The organism is Pseudomonas sp. Xaverov 259 (assembly GCF_019352915.1).
In the GTDB taxonomy this organism is placed as follows: domain Bacteria; phylum Pseudomonadota; class Gammaproteobacteria; order Pseudomonadales; family Pseudomonadaceae; genus Aquipseudomonas.
Genome location: NZ_JAAAFV010000048.1, coordinates 74,327 through 90,947, shown reverse-complemented (window position 1 = coordinate 90,947; position 16,621 = coordinate 74,327). Strand labels below are relative to the sequence as shown.

At 60.6% G+C, this 16,621-nt stretch carries 13 protein-coding genes; 8 read left to right on the top strand and 5 right to left on the bottom strand.

Translation table 11 applies throughout. The annotated features are described in order from the left end of the window. The first annotated feature begins 103 nt into the window (after nucleotides 1-103). Together K0H48_RS21165 and K0H48_RS21160 are read left to right on the top strand one after the other, a co-directional pair. Nucleotides 104-997, top strand: a complete 894-nt coding sequence (locus tag K0H48_RS21165) for an NAD-dependent epimerase/dehydratase family protein (RefSeq protein WP_219269005.1) — start codon at nucleotides 104-106, stop codon at nucleotides 995-997. 196 nt (nucleotides 998-1,193) lie between these two features. After that, the gene (locus K0H48_RS21160; protein WP_219269004.1) at nucleotides 1,194-2,639 is read left to right on the top strand and encodes a SulP family inorganic anion transporter; all 1,446 of its coding nucleotides are present in this window, start codon (nucleotides 1,194-1,196) and stop codon (nucleotides 2,637-2,639) included. On the opposite strand, the gene K0H48_RS21155 is transcribed toward K0H48_RS21160, so the two are convergent. Further along, nucleotides 2,640-3,032 carry a lysozyme inhibitor LprI family protein gene (locus tag K0H48_RS21155; RefSeq protein WP_056858351.1) on the bottom strand — a complete coding sequence of 131 codons (393 nt, stop codon included), beginning with the start codon at nucleotides 3,030-3,032 and terminating at the stop codon, nucleotides 2,640-2,642. 247 nt (nucleotides 3,033-3,279) lie between these two features. Between K0H48_RS21155 and K0H48_RS21150 the strand changes: the two genes are divergently transcribed. Genes K0H48_RS21150 through K0H48_RS21135 form a run of 4 tightly spaced genes read left to right on the top strand, consistent with a single transcriptional unit; the run spans nucleotide 3,280 to nucleotide 7,393 of the window. Continuing rightward, nucleotides 3,280-4,629: a gluconate:H+ symporter gene (locus K0H48_RS21150; RefSeq protein ID WP_256666221.1), complete on the top strand. Its 1,350-nt coding sequence runs from the start codon at nucleotides 3,280-3,282 to the stop codon at nucleotides 4,627-4,629. Nucleotides 4,630-4,669: 40 nt separating this feature from the next. Beyond that, on the top strand, nucleotides 4,670-5,530 hold the full coding sequence (locus K0H48_RS21145; protein WP_219269003.1) for a MurR/RpiR family transcriptional regulator: 861 nt from the start codon (nucleotides 4,670-4,672) through the stop codon (nucleotides 5,528-5,530). Between the two features lies 1 nt (nucleotide 5,531). Continuing rightward, on the top strand, nucleotides 5,532-6,995 hold the full coding sequence (locus tag K0H48_RS21140; protein WP_219269002.1) for an amidohydrolase family protein: 1,464 nt from the start codon (nucleotides 5,532-5,534) through the stop codon (nucleotides 6,993-6,995). A gap of 29 nt (nucleotides 6,996-7,024) precedes the next feature. Beyond that, complete coding sequence (locus tag K0H48_RS21135) at nucleotides 7,025-7,393, top strand: glyoxalase superfamily protein (protein ID WP_219269001.1); 369 nt, start codon at nucleotides 7,025-7,027, stop codon at nucleotides 7,391-7,393. A 652-nt stretch (nucleotides 7,394-8,045) separates the two neighbouring features. On the opposite strand, the gene K0H48_RS21130 is transcribed toward K0H48_RS21135, so the two are convergent. From K0H48_RS21130 to K0H48_RS21115, 4 genes are all read right to left on the bottom strand, one after another. Then, nucleotides 8,046-9,965 carry a methyl-accepting chemotaxis protein gene (locus tag K0H48_RS21130; RefSeq protein WP_219269000.1) on the bottom strand — a complete coding sequence of 640 codons (1,920 nt, stop codon included), beginning with the start codon at nucleotides 9,963-9,965 and terminating at the stop codon, nucleotides 8,046-8,048. Between the two features lie 164 nt (nucleotides 9,966-10,129). Next, nucleotides 10,130-11,956: a CocE/NonD family hydrolase gene (locus tag K0H48_RS21125; protein WP_219269037.1), complete on the bottom strand. Its 1,827-nt coding sequence runs from the start codon at nucleotides 11,954-11,956 to the stop codon at nucleotides 10,130-10,132. A 19-nt stretch (nucleotides 11,957-11,975) separates the two neighbouring features. Continuing rightward, nucleotides 11,976-13,403 carry a YfcC family protein gene (locus K0H48_RS21120; protein ID WP_219268999.1) on the bottom strand — a complete coding sequence of 476 codons (1,428 nt, stop codon included), beginning with the start codon at nucleotides 13,401-13,403 and terminating at the stop codon, nucleotides 11,976-11,978. A 109-nt stretch (nucleotides 13,404-13,512) separates the two neighbouring features. Beyond that, nucleotides 13,513-14,409 (bottom strand): LysR family transcriptional regulator, encoded by an 897-nt coding sequence (locus K0H48_RS21115; protein WP_219268998.1) that lies wholly within the window; start codon nucleotides 14,407-14,409, stop codon nucleotides 13,513-13,515. Between the two features lie 212 nt (nucleotides 14,410-14,621). On the opposite strand from K0H48_RS21115, the gene K0H48_RS21110 reads away from it, so the two are divergent. Further along, on the top strand, nucleotides 14,622-15,818 hold the full coding sequence (locus K0H48_RS21110) for an OprD family porin (RefSeq protein WP_219269036.1): 1,197 nt from the start codon (nucleotides 14,622-14,624) through the stop codon (nucleotides 15,816-15,818). A gap of 104 nt (nucleotides 15,819-15,922) precedes the next feature. Further along, a complete protein-coding gene (locus K0H48_RS21105) occupies nucleotides 15,923-16,540 on the top strand; it encodes an FKBP-type peptidyl-prolyl cis-trans isomerase (RefSeq protein WP_219268997.1) in 618 nt (205 codons plus the stop codon). Nucleotides 16,541-16,621 lie beyond the last annotated feature (81 nt).

Sequence of the window (16,621 nt, the reverse complement as noted above, 5' to 3'; positions counted from 1 at the left end):
TTCGTGACCTGTGCGCAAGATTGAATTGGGCAACACGGGCTTATTCGGCAGGAATGAGTCCTTGATACTGGGCTCATCACTTACCCAGTCAGGAGCAACCTCCATGAACGTATTCATCACCGGCGCAGCAGGTTTTATCGGCGGCTCCATCGCCACCGGCCTGGTCAAGGCCGGCCACACGGTCACCGGCCTGGTGCGCAGCGCCGAGCAAGCGGCTGAAATGACTGCCCTGGGCATCACGCCCGTGATCGGCACACTGGATGACGCTGCAGTGTTGACCGCGCAGGCTTCTAAAGCTGATGCGGTGATTAATGCCGCGAGCAGCGACCATCGTGCTGCCGTGGAAACCTTGCTGGCGGCCTTGAAAGGTTCGAACAAGCCGTTCCTGCACACCAGCGGTTCGAGCATTGTCGGTGATGCGTCGGGCGGTAAAGCCAGTGATGTCATCTACTTTGAAGATAACTTGCCGGAGCCGACCGTCGACAAGGCCGCGCGCGTGGCCATCGACAACCTGATCCTGGCAGCCGCCAAAGACGGCGTGAACTCGGCGGTGATCTGCAACACCTTGATCTACGGCCACAGCCTGGGCGTGAAACGTGACAGCGTGCAATTGCCGCGCTTGCTCAAGCAAGCGCGCAAAAGTGGCGTAGTACGGCATGTGGGCACCGGCCAGAACATCTGGTCCAATGTGCACATTGAAGACGTGGTAGCCCTGTATCTGCTGGCGCTGACCAAGAACGTCCCGGGCACGTTCTACTTTGTGGAAAGCAGCGAAGCGGCGTTTGTCGACATGACCACCGCGATTGCCCAAGCGCTGAACCTGGGCGAGCCGCAGGACTGGCCATTGGTTGAGGCTGAAGCCGAGTGGGGCTATGAAATGGCCAACTATGGCCTGGGTTCCAACAGCCGGGTACGTGGCAAGCATGCGCGTGAGTTGCTGGGCTGGGCGCCGAAGCGCACGTCGGTGGTGGAGTGGATTCGTAACGAGATGGTGTGATGTTCGCTTAGTACCGCGGCGCTGCCATCGCAGGCAAGCCAGCTCCCACATTTTGAACTGTGAATACATTCAAGTGTGGGAGCTGGCTTGCCTGCGATGAAGGCCACTCGGTCTACCTGACTGACACTTCACTGGCCCCACCCGCCGCAATTCCGTACCATCCCCCGCCATATCCCTCGCTATTCCCTGGTACCTCATGAACCTCACCCGTCTGCGCGCCGATGCCCTGGCCGGCCTCACCACGTCTTTCGCGCTGCTGCCCGAATGCATCGCCTTTGCCCTGGTGGCTCACCTCAACCCGCTGATGGGCCTCTACGGCGCCTTTATCATCTGCACGCTCACGGCCTTGTTCGGCGGCCGGCCGGGCATGGTCTCGGGTGCTGCTGGCTCGATGGCTGTGGTGATTGTGGCGCTGGTGGTGCAACACGGCGTGGAGTATCTGCTCGCGACGGTGCTGCTGGGCGGGCTGATCATGGTCGCGTTCGGCCTGTTACGCCTGGGCAAACTGGTGCGCATGGTGCCGCACTCGGTGATGCTCGGGTTCGTCAACGGCCTGGCGATCATCATTGCGCTGGCGCAATTGGAGCATTTCAAAAGCGGTGAAACCTGGCTGAGCGGCACGCCGTTGTACGTGATGGCCGGGCTGGTGGCGGCCACCATGGCGATTGTCTACCTGCTGCCACGCCTGACCCGCGCCGTGCCGCCCGCGCTGGTGGCGATTTTGGGCGTGGGCCTTGCGGTGTACTTGTTGGGCTTGCCGACCCGTACGTTGGGTGACATGGCCCACATCGCGGGTGGCCTGCCGACCTTTGCGTTGCCGCAGATTCCGTGGAGCCTGGAAACCCTCGGTATTATCGCGCCCTACGCGTTCCTGATGGCCATGGTCGGCCTCTTGGAAACCCTGCTGACCCTGAACCTCACCGACGAAATCACCGAAACCCGTGGCTACCCCGACCGCGAAAGCGTGGCCCTGGGCGCGGCGAATATGGTCTCGGGCCTGTTTGGCGGCATGGGCGGTTGCGCGATGATCGGGCAAACCGTGATCAACTTAAGCTCCGGCGGGCGCGGGCGTTTCTCCGGGGTGTTTGCCGGGGTGATGATCCTGTTGTTCATTCTGTTTCTGTCGCCGTTGATCGAGCGCATTCCGCTGGCGGCGCTGGTGGGGGTGATGTTTGTGGTGTCCCAGCAGACCTTCGCCTGGGTGTCGCTGCGGGTGATCAACAAGGTGCCGGTCAACGACGTGCTGGTGATTATTGCGGTAACGGTGATTACCGTGTTCACCGACCTGGCCACTGCCGTGCTCTGCGGCATCGTGATTGCGGCACTGAACTTCGCTTGGCAACAGGCGCGTGAGCTATATGCCGATGAGCATCTGGAAGCCGACGGCAGCAAACTGTATCGCCTGCACGGCACGCTGTTCTTTGCCTCGACCACGCCATTTTTGAACCAGTTCGACCCGGCCAACGACCCGGCCCAGGTGACGCTCGATTGCCGTCACCTGAGCTTTGTCGACTACTCGGCGATTGCCGCGCTGATGACCCTGCGCGAGCGCTACACCAAGGCCGGCAAGCATGTGCGGGTGCTGCATTTGTCGGAGCGCTGCAAGAAGCTGCTCAAGCGCGCCCGCGTGCATCACGACTGATTACAGCGGCAGCATATTTTCCAGTTCCTGGGCGCGGGTCTGGGTCATGTCCAGCATGCAGCCGATGCCGTTGACCTGATCGATGGTGCCGCCGGTCGCGGAACCGATAAAGCCGCAGTTGGCGTCCCGGTATTTGATCCACAGGCGCTGTACGTCTTGCAGTTGCTGCTTTTGTTTGCCTTCCTGAAGTGCAAGGACGGCTTTGTAGGCCTTGTTCAGGCGCGCATCCTGGATCTTGGCTTCGGTGGCGTTGCAGGCAACCATATCCGCCGTGGTGTTGGCGCCATCCAGGCATTTTTTCAGCGCCGGGCTGTCATCGGCCGAGGCGCTGCCGCAAAAGGCCAGCAGCAGTGCGCTGGCGGCGAAAGGAACAAGCAGGGTCTTGCGCTTCATTGTCGGTTTTCCTGGTTGTGAATAGGGCTGCCATCTGAGACTCGGCCCTGGTAGCTGAGTTTCCCCGCGCAAAAAACTTCATGTAAGAACACCCCCCGAATTTTCATCGACTGGCGTTGGGCATGTCCCAAAGCGACAGCGCTTATCCGTGGGCGAAAATTACTTTCATAAAAATTGAAAATTAAACCCGGTAATGATTTATGAGTTTCACAACCAATTCGACGTGACCCTTTCCAAGGAGTACCGCATGGCCGCACCACTGGGCTTTGGGCTGTTGGCATACGCTGCCATCGCCATCATTGCATTGATCGTGCTGATTGCACGTTACCGACTCAACCCGTTTATCGTCATCACGCTGGTGTCTATCGGCCTGGCCTTGATGGCCGGCATGCCGGCGGACACCATCATGGGCTCGTATGAGGCGGGCGTTGGCAAGACCCTTGGGCATATCGCCCTGGTAGTGGCGTTGGGCACCATGCTCGGCAAGATGATGGCCGAATCCGGCGGTGCCGAGCAGGTGGCGCGCACGCTGATCAACCGTTTCGGTGAGCGCAATGCGCATTGGGCGATGGTGTGTATTGCGTTCCTGGTGGGGCTGCCGCTGTTTTTCGAGGTCGGTTTTGTGTTGCTGGTGCCGATCGCCTTTACCGTGGCGCGGCGTGTGGGCGTGTCGATCCTGATGGTCGGCTTGCCGATGGTCGCCGGTCTGTCGGTGGTACACGCGCTGGTGCCGCCGCACCCGGCGGCGATGATGGCGGTGCTGGCGTACAACGCGTCGGTGGGGCAGACGGTGCTGTATGCAATATTGATCGGCATTCCTACCGCGATCATCGCCGGCCCCGTGTACGCCAAGTTCATCGTGCCGCGTATCCACCTGCCGGCGGAAAACCCACTGGAACGCCAGTTTATCGAGCGCGAGCCGCGTACCCGCTTGCCGAGTTTTGCCCTGACCATGGGCACCATCCTGCTTCCGGTGGTGCTGATGATGATTGGCGGTTGGGCCAACGTGATTTCTACTCCGGGCACTGGCTTCAACCAATTCCTGCTGTTTATCGGCAACTCGGTGATCGCGCTGCTGGTCGCCACGCTGGTGAGTTTCTGGACCCTGGGTTTGGCCCAGGGCTTCAATCGCGAAGCGATCCTCAAGTTCACCAATGAGTGCCTGGCGCCCACCGCCAGCATCACCTTGCTGGTGGGCGCGGGCGGCGGCTTGAACCGCATCCTGGTGGACGCGGGCGTGACCAATGAAATTCTTGGCCTGGCGCATGCCTTCCACCTGTCGCCGCTGGTGATGGGCTGGCTGTTTGCCGCGCTGATGCGCATCGCTACCGGCTCGGCCACTGTGGCGATGACCACGGCCTCGGGTGTGGTCGCGCCCGTTGCCTTGGGCCTGGGTTATCCACACCCTGAACTGCTGGTGCTGGCGACCGGTGCGGGTTCGGTGATCTTTTCCCACGTTAACGACGGTGGCTTCTGGCTAATTAAGGAATACTTCAATATGACGGTGATCCAGACCTTCAAGACCTGGACCGTGTTGGAGACTTTGATTTCGGTGGTCGCGTTTGGTCTGACTTACGGCCTGTCTCTTGTTTTATAAGCCTTGTTTTATAAGCCTCATTTTGTAACCCGGAGCCGTCATGGACATCCTCTACCAGATCCGCGCCCGTCAGGACTCGTTCAGCGCCGGTGAAGGCCGTATCGCCAAGCTGATGCTCGATGACGTGGGCTTTGCGGCGTCGGCCAGCCTGGAAGCGTTGTCGCAACGGGCCGAGGTCAGCACGGCAACCTTGTCGCGTTTTGCCCGCAGCGTCGGTTGCCGCGACTTACGTGATTTGCGCCTGCAATTGGCCCAGGCCAGTGGCGTGGGCAGTCGTTTTCTGGACCCGGCCGGGTTGCCGGAGCAGTCGGCTTTTCACCGGCAGATTCTGGGGGATATCGAAGCGACGTTGCGTCAGCACCTGTCGGGGTTCAACCAGGCCAGTTTCGTTGATGCGGTCAGCCTGTTGGGCAAGGCACGGATGATTCACGCGTTCGGCATGGGCGGCCCATCGAGCCTGTGCAGCGACGAATTGCAGGTGCGCCTGGTACGCCTGGGCTACCCGATTGCCGCCAGCCATGACCCGGTGATGATGCGGGTCACGGCGGCCACTTTAGGCCCGGAGCAGGTGCTGATCGTGTGCTCGCTTACCGGGCTGACGCCAGAACTGTTGGACGTGGTGAAGCTTGCGCGTAGCTACGATGCGCCCATCATCGCCATCACCCTGGCCGACTCACCCCTGGCCGAGTTGGCGGACGTCTTACTGCCGCTGCAACCGGCCGAAACCAGTTTTATCTACAAGCCCACTGCCGCGCGCTACGGAATGCTGTTGGCCATCGACCTGCTCGCCACCGAGCTGGCGCTGGCCCTGCCGGACGACAACCAGGAACGCCTGCGCCGGATCAAGCTGGCCCTGGACGATTATCGCGGCGGCCCTGACAGCCTGCCGCTTGGAGACTGATATGAAGTACGACACGCTGATCCGCCAGGCGCTGATCATTGATGGCAGCAACACGCCGGGCTATGTCGCCGATGTGGGGCTGCGTGCCGGGCGCATCGGAACGATCGGCGATTTGTCGAACGCAACCGGCGAGCATGAAATCGATGCTAATGGCCGCGTGCTGGCGCCGGGTTTTATCGACGTGCACACCCACGATGACACGGTGGTGATCCGCCACCCGCAGATGCTGCCCAAGCTCAGCCAGGGCGTGACCACGGTGATCGTTGGCAACTGCGGCATCAGTGCATCGCCGGTGAGTTTACGTAGCGATCCGCCGGACCCAATGAACCTTTTGGGTACACGTGAGGCATTCGCCTATCCACGGTTTGCCGACTATCGTGCGGCAGTGGAAAGCGCCCATCCGGCAGTCAACGTTGCCGCCTTGATCGGCCACACCGCCTTGCGCAGCAATCATATGGACGACCTGCATCGCACTGCCACGCCCGGCGAAATTGCCGCCATGCGCGTGCAGTTGCAGGAGAGTCTGCAGGCGGGTGCCCTAGGGCTATCCACAGGCCTGGCCTACGCCAGCGCGTTCAATGCCGAAACCGATGAAGTGCTGCAGCTCAGTGAGGAACTCACGGCGTTTGGTGCGGTGTACACCACGCATTTGCGCAGCGAATTCGAACCGGTGCTGGAAGCGATGGACGAGGCGTTTCTGATTGGCCGACATGCGCAGGTACCGGTGATCATTTCCCACCTCAAGTGTGCCGGTGCGGGCAACTGGGGGCGCAGTCCGCAACTGTTGGCATCGTTGGAGTTGGCAGCGAAAACCCATCCGGTCGGGTGTGATTGCTATCCCTATGCCGCCAGCTCGTCGACGCTGGATTTGAAGCAGGTCACCGACGCGTTTCGTATCACTATTACCTGGTCAACACCGCACCCGGAGGTCGGCGGGCGCGACTTGCAGGACATCGCGGCGCAGTGGGATGTTTCGCTGATGGATGCGGCACGTCGCCTGCAACCGGCAGGGGCGGTGTACTACGGGATGGATGAGGCGGACGTACGGCGTATTCTTGCGCATCCGTTGTCGATGGTGGGGTCGGATGGTTTGCCGGAAGACCCATTTCCCCATCCACGTTTGTGGGGCGCGTTTCCACGGGTGCTGGGGCACTTCAGCCGCGATGTGGGGTTGTTTCCACTGCACACGGCGGTGCACAAGATGACCGGGTTGTCGGCGGCGCGTTTTGGCCTGGCCGAGCGCGGGGAAATTCGTGAAGGGCACTGGGCCGACCTGGTGTTGTTCGACCCGTTGCGCGTGCGTGATGTGGCGGATTTCAAAGAACCGCAACGCGCTGCCGAGGGCATTGATGGCGTGTGGGTCAATGGCGTGCTGAGTTATCGCGATGGGCAGGCCAATGGTCAGCGGCCGGGGATGTTCCTCGCGCGCAACGGGGATTTGCGTGGCGGGTTTTCGTCTCTATAGTGGGCGCATTCATACACGGAGCGGTTGCCATGCACTTAGGAAAAGTCACCCCGATTTTGCGGATCTTCGACGAGGCCAAGGCGTTGGAGTTCTACGTCGACTTCCTGGGGTTCAAGGTTGACTGGCAGCACCGCTTTGAGGCGAATTTCCCGTTGTATCTACAGGTGTCGTTGGGCGAATGCGTGCTGCATTTGTCCGAGCACCATGGCGATGCTTCGCCGGGCTCGGCGGTGCGGATTCAGGCGCAAGGCGTGGACGGCTACCAGCAGCAGTTGCTGGCCAAGGAGTACCGGTATGCCAAACCTGGGGTTGAAGAAACGCCTTGGGGCTCGCGGGAGATGAGCATCGGTGACCCGTTTGGGAATCGGCTGGTGTTTGTTGAGGAAGGCGAGGGCTGAAGGGTAAATCGCAGGCAATAAAAAACCGCCTTAGTAGGGCGGTTTTTTATTGCAAACCCAGTTAGTGGCTGGGGTTGCTCTCTCAAAAGACGCATCGACCTGCAGCCGGATACTACCGCCGGTCATATCATCACGCAAGACTGAGCGATGGCCGGCATGGATATGTCAGGCATTTTTTTCTTGCCTGAGTTGACTGTAAACGTTTGCAATGAATCTATCGGTCCATACTGGATATTTGACCACTGTTTGACACACCTTAGATGGCAATGTTGGTTAGGATCTTCCCCGTTCTGCGTTTGTTGCTTTTCAGGTGAGCCGGGTATGCGGACGAATTCTGGACCGACCGCCACGGGCTAGTAATCCGTGCCGGATTGATGCGGAAGGACCATTAGCCCGGCCACCTTAAAGGACGCATCGACCTGCGTCTGAAGGCTCACGTGTTCCGGTAAGTGCGCTGGAGGTAAGGCCCAACTCAAGGAGGGCCGAGTATGTCTAAGTTTGCACGACGTACGTGGAACCTCGTAGTGAATGCCCTGCGTGTTTATCACGTATGGGTATTCCTGCGGGACAGCTTCGATGACCTTTAAGGTCTGAGAAGTGGAGCCGCCTCGGCTTGAACCGAGGCGGCTTTTTGGTATTTGCGCTTTGGGTTTTACACCCGGAAATGACTGACCATCTGCTGCAACTGGCTGCCCAAACGCGCCAGTTCCACGCTCGATTTAGCCGTCTCATCGCTCGCAGTAGCCGTCTGCTCCGACACATCGCGCACGTTCACAATGCTGCGGCTGATCTCTTCAGCCACGGCGCTCTGCTGCTCGGCGGCCGCTGCAATCTGCTGGTTCATCGACTGGATATTCGACACGGTACGGGTGATGTTCTCCAGCGATACACCGGCCTTGCGCGTCAGCTCGACGCTGCTGTCGGTAAGGCTGCGGCTGTTGTTCATCACCGTGGCCACTTGCTGGGTGCCGTTCTGCAAACCGGCGACCAGGCCTTCGATTTCCTCGGTGGATTTTTGTGTGCGCTGGGCCAGGCCTCGCACTTCGTCGGCCACCACGGCAAAGCCACGACCGGCTTCACCGGCACGCGCCGCTTCAATCGCCGCGTTGAGCGCCAACAGGTTGGTCTGCTCGGCCACGGCCTTGATCACGTCCATCACGCTGCCGATCTTGTTGCTCTCTTGCTGCAGGTGCGTCATGGCGTCGGTGGAACGCGCCACTTCGGCAGCCAGGCGCTCGATCTGGGCGATGGCCTCGGCCACCACTTTGTCGCCGGCGCGGGCTTGGCCATCGGCATCGGCGGCGGCCAGCGACGCTTGCTCGGCGTTGCGCGCGACTTCCTGCACGGTGGCAGTCATTTCATGCATCGCGGTGGCGACTTGATCGGTTTCGATTTTCTGGCTGTTCACGCCGGCACTGGTCTGCTCGGTCACGGCCGAGAGTTCTTCGGCGGCGCTGGCGATCTGGGTTACGCCGTCACGAATGCCGCTGATCAGCTCGCGCAGGGTAGTGCCCATGCGCTGGATACCTTGCTGCAATACGCCGAGTTCATCGCGGCGGGTCACCTGGATGTTGTGGCTCAGGTCACCGGAAGCGATGCGTTCCACCACGGCCAGGGTGTCCTGGATCGGGCGGGTGATCTGGCGGGTGATGACCAGCGCCGCGATGATGCCGACCAGCAATGCCAACAAGGTGCTGATCAATTGCAGGCTGCGGGCCTGGGTGCTTTCGGCGTCGCGGCGGTCGAGTTGGATGTCGTACAGCTTGTCGCTGATGGTGACGATATCGGCACCCTGGGTGGTCATCTCGGCGCGGGCGCTGACGATGTTGGCGTTGGCAGCCTTGTAGCTCTGTACGGCGCTGCGATAGGCACCGAGTGCGGTTTCCAGCGCGGTCAGTGCGCTTTGTTGGCTGGTGCCAAACGCGGTGCTGAGGCTTTTCAAACCAGCGACGGCTTTTTCGATTTGTGCAGCGGCGCGGGCTTCGGTTTCTTCACTGGGGGAGTTGGTGTAGCCACGCACTTCATAACGGGCCCGTTGGAACTCTTCCTTGGCGTGCGACACGGCCTGGTACTGGGCGAAGCGCTCCGGGCTGTCGGACGCTTGCTGCACGCTGGCTTCGAGTGCGTCGATCTGCCCGTTGGCGATGTCGGCCTTGTCACCCATCACTTGGCGTGCGGCGTTGCCGTTACGGTAGGCCTCACGCATTTTGTTCAGCGACTGCTGGTAGGCCGTGATGACGGCTTTCTGCTCGGTGAGCAGCTTGAGGTTTTCCGGGCTCTTGAAGCTGTCCAGCAGTTTCTGTTGCTGGGCAGTGAAGGCGTCGAGGCTGGTTTGGACGTTCTGTGCCACGGCTTCGTCGCCATTGGCGAGCATGTATTGCAGGCGCACGATGCGCAGCTTGGTCAGGGACGCGTTGAGCTGGGTGATGTCGCTCATCCAGTTGCTACGGTCGATCAAGCCGCCCAGGCTGGTCCAGCCGGTCAGGGCCAGGATCGAGGTGAGGACCAGCACCAGGCCAAAGCCCAGGCCGAGTTTGAGGTTGACGCTGATGTTGCCGAACCAGCTATTCATCGAATGCTCCGCAAGAATGATGTGTGTCTGCTGGACGGTGTTGTTGTTTGAGCCAGCCAAAGTTTGTACGGGGGTATCGGCGGCACGCGATGATTCTGAAATACATTTCTTACGGGTGCGACGAAGGGTCGCCATTGCCTGGCAGCAACGGCGGCCCAGCAGGCTTATAGCGCGGTAGCGGGCACCACGGTCAGTCTGAGGCAGGACGCGGCACCCGCGCTCAGGTGCACAGTGTTGCGTGCCACCCTTGAATGGTGGGCCTGGCCAGAAGGCTCACCACTGTTGGGGTTGACGTCAAACCTCGGGAAGTTGCTGCTGGCAATATCCAGGCGCAGTCGATGGCCGCGCTTGAACAGGTTGCAGGTGGCGAAGGGTTCGATCGTGACCTTCACCCGTTTGCCCGGTGTCAGCGCCGTCGGCTGCTCCCAGGAGTCTCGATAGCGACACCGGCGGATGCCATCGGTGATGTTCATCGCAAAACCATCGGGGTAGTCGGGACTGGGCGGGTACAGGTCAATCAGCTTGGCGGTGAAGTCGGTGTCGGGTGCATCGCTGTCTATCCATAACTCGATCTGTACATCACCGGCGACGATCAAGTCTTCAATGAGCGGCTCGGTAAGGAAGCTCAGCACATCGTTGCGCTCGCTCAGCGGGCGGTTGTCGCCACGGGTGCCGAAGAAGTCGGCACGCTCACGTTGGTCGAAAGCGCCGCCAACGAAAATGGGGGCGCCGGAGGTCAGCGCGCCGCCGAGGGTCGGGACCGGACAGGCCGGGTCGGCGAGGTAGCTCAAGCACGCGTCGGTAGCGTCTGGTGCAGTGCCGCTCAGTTGCCCTTGAGCCGTCAAGTAGAGCGTCTGCACCTGGCTGCCTGGCAGCGGCCATTGCGTCGAGTGCAACCAGCGTCCGCCGTGTTGCAGTCGGCCGTCAGGGTCACGTTGGCCGCTGCCGCCGCCCATCAGAAATACCTGCACGCTGGCTTTTGGCGCGTGAGGCGAGGGCTTGAGCGATTGTTCGAACCACGCCAGCCGACAGCTCAGCCAGTTCTGATCGACCTGACCATCGAATGCTGCCTGCGGCCCGAACTCGACGTCGCCGCTGTGGCTGATGTTGCGGTCACCATGCAGCCATGGGCCCATCACCAGCCGCTGGTGGGCCGAGGTGTTTTGCCTGAAGGCGCTGTAGTTGGCCAGGGTGGAGCTGACATAGGCGTCATACCAGCTGGACATGAACAACACTGGAATGTCGGGCAGTTGCCGATAGTAGCCCTCGGCATAGATACCGGACGTTCGCCAATACTCACTGAACGTGCCCTGGGCCCACTGCTCCAGCACGTAGGTCTCGTACTCCGGCACATGGCGCAAAGGTGACTGGCCGGGTTGCCAGGGCATGCGCGTAAACCAATGATGGATATCTTCCTGCTCCAGTGCTTGGCGAACCTGTGGATCGGCCAGGGCTGTCGGGCTTTCCTTGGCCTGGCGAAAGGCCCAGGTGGCCTGCTTGAGTTCGAACGCGCCACCCTGGCGAATCCCGCACTGGTAGGCGTTGGCGAAGCCGCCGCTGTCGAGCACCATGCTGCTCAAGCCCGGTGGGTGCAGGCAGGCCATCGCCAGTTGGGTATGAGCAGCGTAAGACAGGCCCATGCTGCCGATCTTGCCGTTGCACCACGGCTGGCGGACGATCCAGGCAAGCGTGTCGAAACCGTCCTCGCCCTCGGCGGTGTATTTGGTAAACACGCCTTCAGACGCATAGCGGCCCCGGCAGTCCTGAAAAATTGCGACAAAGCCTTGGTCGGTAAAGCGTGCCGCCATCTGTTCTCGGGAGATGTGCTGGCCGTCGCGTTGTTTTTCCGAGCGAGAGGGTTTGCTCTTGTCGTAGGGCGTGCGTTCAATGACCACCGGGAAAGGGCCGCAGCTGCCTGTCGGCAAATAGATATCGGTGGCCAGGTGGATGCCGTCGCGCATCGGGATCATGTGGTTGTGCAGGGTTTGCATGGGGAAAACACTCATCGACTCAGTACCCGCTCGTGACCGCAATGGCCAGCAACACCATCGCCAGTACGGCGTAGATCAGAAACAGCGGCAGGATGTAGCGCGCCCATTGGCCCCAACCGACATTGGCGGTGGCCAGCAATACCAGCAGGCCACTGGAGGTTGGGGTGATCATGTTGGTCAGGCCATTGCCCATCAGAAACGCGAATACAGTGGTCTGCGGGCTGACGCCGGAGAGTTGGCCCAGCGGGCCGAAGATCGGCATGGTCACCGCCGCCTGGCCCGAGGTGGACGGGATCAACACGTCCAGCCCCAGTTGCGCGAAGAACATGCCGTAGGCCGACACAATAGGGCCGTGGTCGCCTACCAGGTTGGCCAGGGTGTTGACGATGGTGTCGAGCACTTGGCCGGTACTGAGGATGATCTCCACGGCGGTGGCCAGGCCGATCAGCACGCCGGCAATCAGCACTTTCTTCATGCCATCGACAAAAGCACTGGCGGCGACACTTGCTCCTAGCCCGGCAATCACACTGAACGCCACCGTCAGCAACAGGTAAAACGCCGACAGCTCATGGTATTTCCAGCCCCAGCGGTTGGAGGCGTAGACCAGAAAGCCGATGCCGCTCAGCAGCACAATAAGGTTGATCAAATGGCGCGTGGGCAAGGGTTTATGTTCGAACGTAATCTGCGCTGTCGCATCGAAACCGTACTTGCGGATACTCCACAACACGAAGGCGATCCCCACCAGCAAGAAGCTGCAGTAGGCCAGTACGCGCATGCTTAAGCCGCTGAATATAGGCAGCCCGACCATCGGCTGAGCGACGGACAGCGCCACAGGGTTGGAGATTGAGGCGAGGTAGCCGATCTTCACCGAGATGGTGACGATAGCCAGCCCGATCAGGTTTGACAGCCCCAGCCGGTTGGCCATGGCGACCATCAGCGGCACGATCAGAATAAACTCCTTGGCCAGGCCCATGAACGTGCTGCCCGCCGAAAACACCAGCATCAGGCTCGGCACCAGCACGTAGATGTTGCCGCGGGTCAGGCCCAATAAACGCTCGAGCCCGGCGTCGATCACCCCGGCCTTGTTCAGTACGCCAAACATGCCGCCAATGAACAGCACCATGAAGATCAGCGCTGCACGTTTCTCGATGCCTTGGGGGATGGCCATGAAACCTTCGACCAGCGACACCGGCCGGGCCACGCTATCGCCGGCCTTGCGTGGCTCCAGCGCGAACAATTGGCCCAGGCTGTTGTGTTTCTCCAGCACCTGATAAGAGCCGGGTACGACCAGCCCGTTCTGGCGCTCGAACTTGCCCGAGTTCACCGCGTAGGTGAAGGCCACGGCGAGCAAAACGATGCTCAGCAGGATGATGGCCGGGTTGATCTGTTTGCGTTGCGTGGGTTTTTCCACCGCCGCCGCTGTGGAGAAATTCTGTGATTCGCTCATGCTGGCTGCCCCGGCGTTTGCCGTTGTTGTTATGGGGGAGTGACGCGTGTGGAGCGGACACTAGGGCAAAGTTTTGGCGGCGACAACGTTATGCGCAGGGTGGGTCGGGCTATGCGTTTTGTGCGTTCAAGCGCTGCTTGAGGTGTTCGGCAAACGCCGTGACTACTTGTGGGCGTGGCTCATTGGTGCGATAGGCCAGGCCGAAAGCGTAAGGCAGTGCAGGGCGAAAAGGCCGGGTCACGATCGGCAGGTGCAGGAAGTGGCTGGCGAGCAAACCGTTGACGATCGACACCCCCAGGCCTTCGGCGACAAAGCTGCACGCCGCGCCTACCGAATGCACTTCGACCCGCACTTGCGGCGTGAGGTTGGCCGCGCGAAACACCTGGTTCAACTCAGCCCGTAAAGCCCGTTGTCGGCCCAGCATCACCAACGGCACATTGCGCAAGTGCTGCACCTCGATACAGGTGTGGCGAGTCAGTGGGTGGTCGGCGGGCATCACGCACACGCCTTCGGTTTGCAGCACGGGCTCGATGTCGAAGTCGGGAATTTCCGTCGGCAGGCGCACAAAGCCCAGGTCGGCGGACCGGTCGAGTACGGCGCGCTCGATCATGTCGTAAGAGCCGGTCAGCAACTCCACCACGATGTCGTCATGGCTCTTGAGAAACTCCGCGACGATCCGTGGCAAAAGCTCTTGGGTCATGCTGGTGGGCACCCCGACCTTGAGCAGGCTTTTGCGCGAGCGGCCCACGCGCATTTCGTCGGCCAGGCGTTGGATACGCTGCATACCGTCTACCAGGCCGACGACTTCGGTCAGCAACTCTTCCGCTTCTGCAGTGGCCATCAGGCGACCTTTTTTGCGCAGAAACAATACGAAACCCAACGCCTCTTCCAGTTGACTCAACAGGCGGCTGACGGCCGATTGCGACAGGCCCATGCGTGTTGCTGCGCCGATGGTCGAACCGGTGGACATGATCGCCTTGAAGGCTTCGAGCTGCTTGAGATTCACCGTGATTTTCCTGTCGGTTGCGAGGGCTTGGCGGTGCTTTGCGCATAGCCTGATGCGCATCTCGCATAACGTTGTGGGGCTTTCGACGAGCCGTTAGTGTCCGCTCCAACGCGAGGTGCCGTCCAGTGTGTCGCGCGGTGGAACTGCCCATAAAAAAACGACAATAAGGCATAGAGGGAACAGCGATGCATAAACTTTTCAATCGAGGAAAAATGGCCTCGGCGTGCCTGTTGGCAAGTGTGTCGCCGGTACTCCTGGCCCAGGGTTTCTGGGAGGACTCAAAGGGTCGCCTGACCTTGCGCAATTTCTACTTCAACGACGATTACCGCGACGGCGGCGAGGATCGCAAAGAGTGGGCGCAAGGTTTTTTACTCAACCTGCAGTCAGGCTATACCGAAGGCACGCTAGGGTTTGGTCTGGACGCGTTGGGGTTGGCGGGGCTGCGGCTCGACTCCAGCCCCACTCACGCCGGCACGGGTTTATTGCCGGTGCATGACGATGGCCATGCCGCCAGCGAATTCTCCAGCCTGGGCGTCACCGCGAAGATTCGCTGGGGCGATGCCGTGGTGAAAACCGGCACCTTGCTGCCGAAGATTCCGGTGCTGGTGCACAACGATGGACGCCTGCTGCCGCAGACTTTTCAAGGCACTCAAGTGGAGTACAGCGGTATTCGCGACCTCTACCTGCACGCCGGGCACCTGGATAAATTCAAGCAGCGAAATTCCACCGACAGCGTGGCTATTTATCCCCAGGGCTACAGCGGCAAACAGGGCAGTGATTTCGATTTTGCCGGCGCCTCCTATGCCTTCACGCCGCAACTGCGCGGCACGTGGTATTACGGCGAAATGCGAGAGTTCTATCGTCAGCAGTTTTTTGGTCTTGTGCATAAACAACCGGTGGGTAACGGCACGCTGACCAGTGATTTGCGTTATTTCATCAGCAGCGATGCGGGTGAGGCGCGCAACGGCAAAGTCGACAGCGACATGTTCAGCGGGTTGTTCACCTACCGCCTGGGAGCACAGGCGCTGGGCGTCGGTTATCAGAAGGTCAACGGCGACACTGCGCTGCCTTATGCCAGTGTCTCGACGGTGTATTCCTTCACCAACGCCGGTGTGGGCAAGTTCATCCAGGCCGGTGAGCAAACCTGGATGCTGCGCTACGACTATGATTTTGAAGCCGTGCTGCCGGGTTTGAGTTTCATGACCCGCTATTACAAAGGGCAGAACGGTGATTACAGGGGGCGTGAGGCGCGGGAGTGGGAGTCGGACACTAACCTGCGCTATGTCATCCAGAACAGTACCTTTAAAGGCTTGGGCGTGGAGTTGCGCAAAGCGACCTATCGTTCCACCTACGCCAGCGACCGCGATAACTATCGGCTGTATCTGACCTACGACCTGGCGCTTTGGTAGTAGGGCAGGGGGCTGATCAGAGGCGGGGCTTGTGTGCTAGTCTGCGGGCCCTTTTAGTTCTGGATGGCGCGGGAAACCGTGCTGTCCTACAGCGGAGCCTCTTCATGTCCGAAGTTAATCTGTCCACCGACGAAACCCGCGTCAGCTACGGTATCGGCCGTCAGTTGGGCGACCAACTGCGCGACAACCCGCCACCGGGCGTGAGCATCGACGCCATCCTGGCCGGCCTGACCGACGCGTTCGACGGCAAGCCAAGCCGTGTTGACCAAGAGCAAATGGCGGCCAGCTTCAAAGTGATCCGTGAAATCATGCAAGCCGAAGCGGCTGCCAAGGCAGAAGCGGCTGCTGGCGCCGGCCTGGCGTTCCTGGCTGAAAACGCCAAGCGTGACGGCATCACCACACTGGCTTCCGGCCTGCAATTTGAAGTGCTGACTGCAGGTAGCGGCGCCAAGCCGAGCCGTGAAGACCAAGTGCGTACGCACTACCACGGCACCCTGATCGACGGCACTGTGTTCGACAGCTCCTACGAGCGCGGCGAGCCTGCAGAATTCCCGGTGGGCGGCGTGATCGCCGGTTGGACCGAAGCTCTGCAACTGATGAATGCCGGCAGCAAATGGCGCCTGTACGTGCCGAGCGAACTGGCTTACGGCGCTCAAGGCGTTGGCAGCATTCCGCCGCACAGCGTTCTGGTGTTCGACGTTGAGCTGCTCGACGTTCTGTAATACCCGCTGAGTTCTATGGGTGTTGGGCTTGTGTGGGAGCGGGCTTGCTCGCGAATGCGGTAGTTCAGATACACATTCAGT

What these genes read in the sequence shown, in the direction of transcription:
- K0H48_RS21140 (WP_219269002.1), top strand. Translation starts at nt 5,532, where the DNA reads ATGAAGTACGACACGCTGATCCGCCAGGCGCTGATCATTGATGGCAGC.
- K0H48_RS21165 (WP_219269005.1), top strand. Translation starts at nt 104, where the DNA reads ATGAACGTATTCATCACCGGCGCAGCAGGTTTTATCGGCGGCTCCATC.
- K0H48_RS21135 (WP_219269001.1), top strand. Translation starts at nt 7,025, where the DNA reads ATGCACTTAGGAAAAGTCACCCCGATTTTGCGGATCTTCGACGAGGCC.
- K0H48_RS21125 (WP_219269037.1), bottom strand. Translation starts at nt 11,956, where the DNA reads ATGCAAACCCTGCACAACCACATGATCCCGATGCGCGACGGCATCCAC.
- K0H48_RS21155 (WP_056858351.1), bottom strand. Translation starts at nt 3,032, where the DNA reads ATGAAGCGCAAGACCCTGCTTGTTCCTTTCGCCGCCAGCGCACTGCTG.
- K0H48_RS21130 (WP_219269000.1), bottom strand. Translation starts at nt 9,965, where the DNA reads ATGAATAGCTGGTTCGGCAACATCAGCGTCAACCTCAAACTCGGCCTG.
- K0H48_RS21110 (WP_219269036.1), top strand. Translation starts at nt 14,622, where the DNA reads ATGGCCTCGGCGTGCCTGTTGGCAAGTGTGTCGCCGGTACTCCTGGCC.
- K0H48_RS21105 (WP_219268997.1), top strand. Translation starts at nt 15,923, where the DNA reads ATGTCCGAAGTTAATCTGTCCACCGACGAAACCCGCGTCAGCTACGGT.
- K0H48_RS21145 (WP_219269003.1), top strand. Translation starts at nt 4,670, where the DNA reads ATGGACATCCTCTACCAGATCCGCGCCCGTCAGGACTCGTTCAGCGCC.
- K0H48_RS21160 (WP_219269004.1), top strand. Translation starts at nt 1,194, where the DNA reads ATGAACCTCACCCGTCTGCGCGCCGATGCCCTGGCCGGCCTCACCACG.
- K0H48_RS21120 (WP_219268999.1), bottom strand. Translation starts at nt 13,403, where the DNA reads ATGAGCGAATCACAGAATTTCTCCACAGCGGCGGCGGTGGAAAAACCC.
- K0H48_RS21150 (WP_256666221.1), top strand. Translation starts at nt 3,280, where the DNA reads ATGGCCGCACCACTGGGCTTTGGGCTGTTGGCATACGCTGCCATCGCC.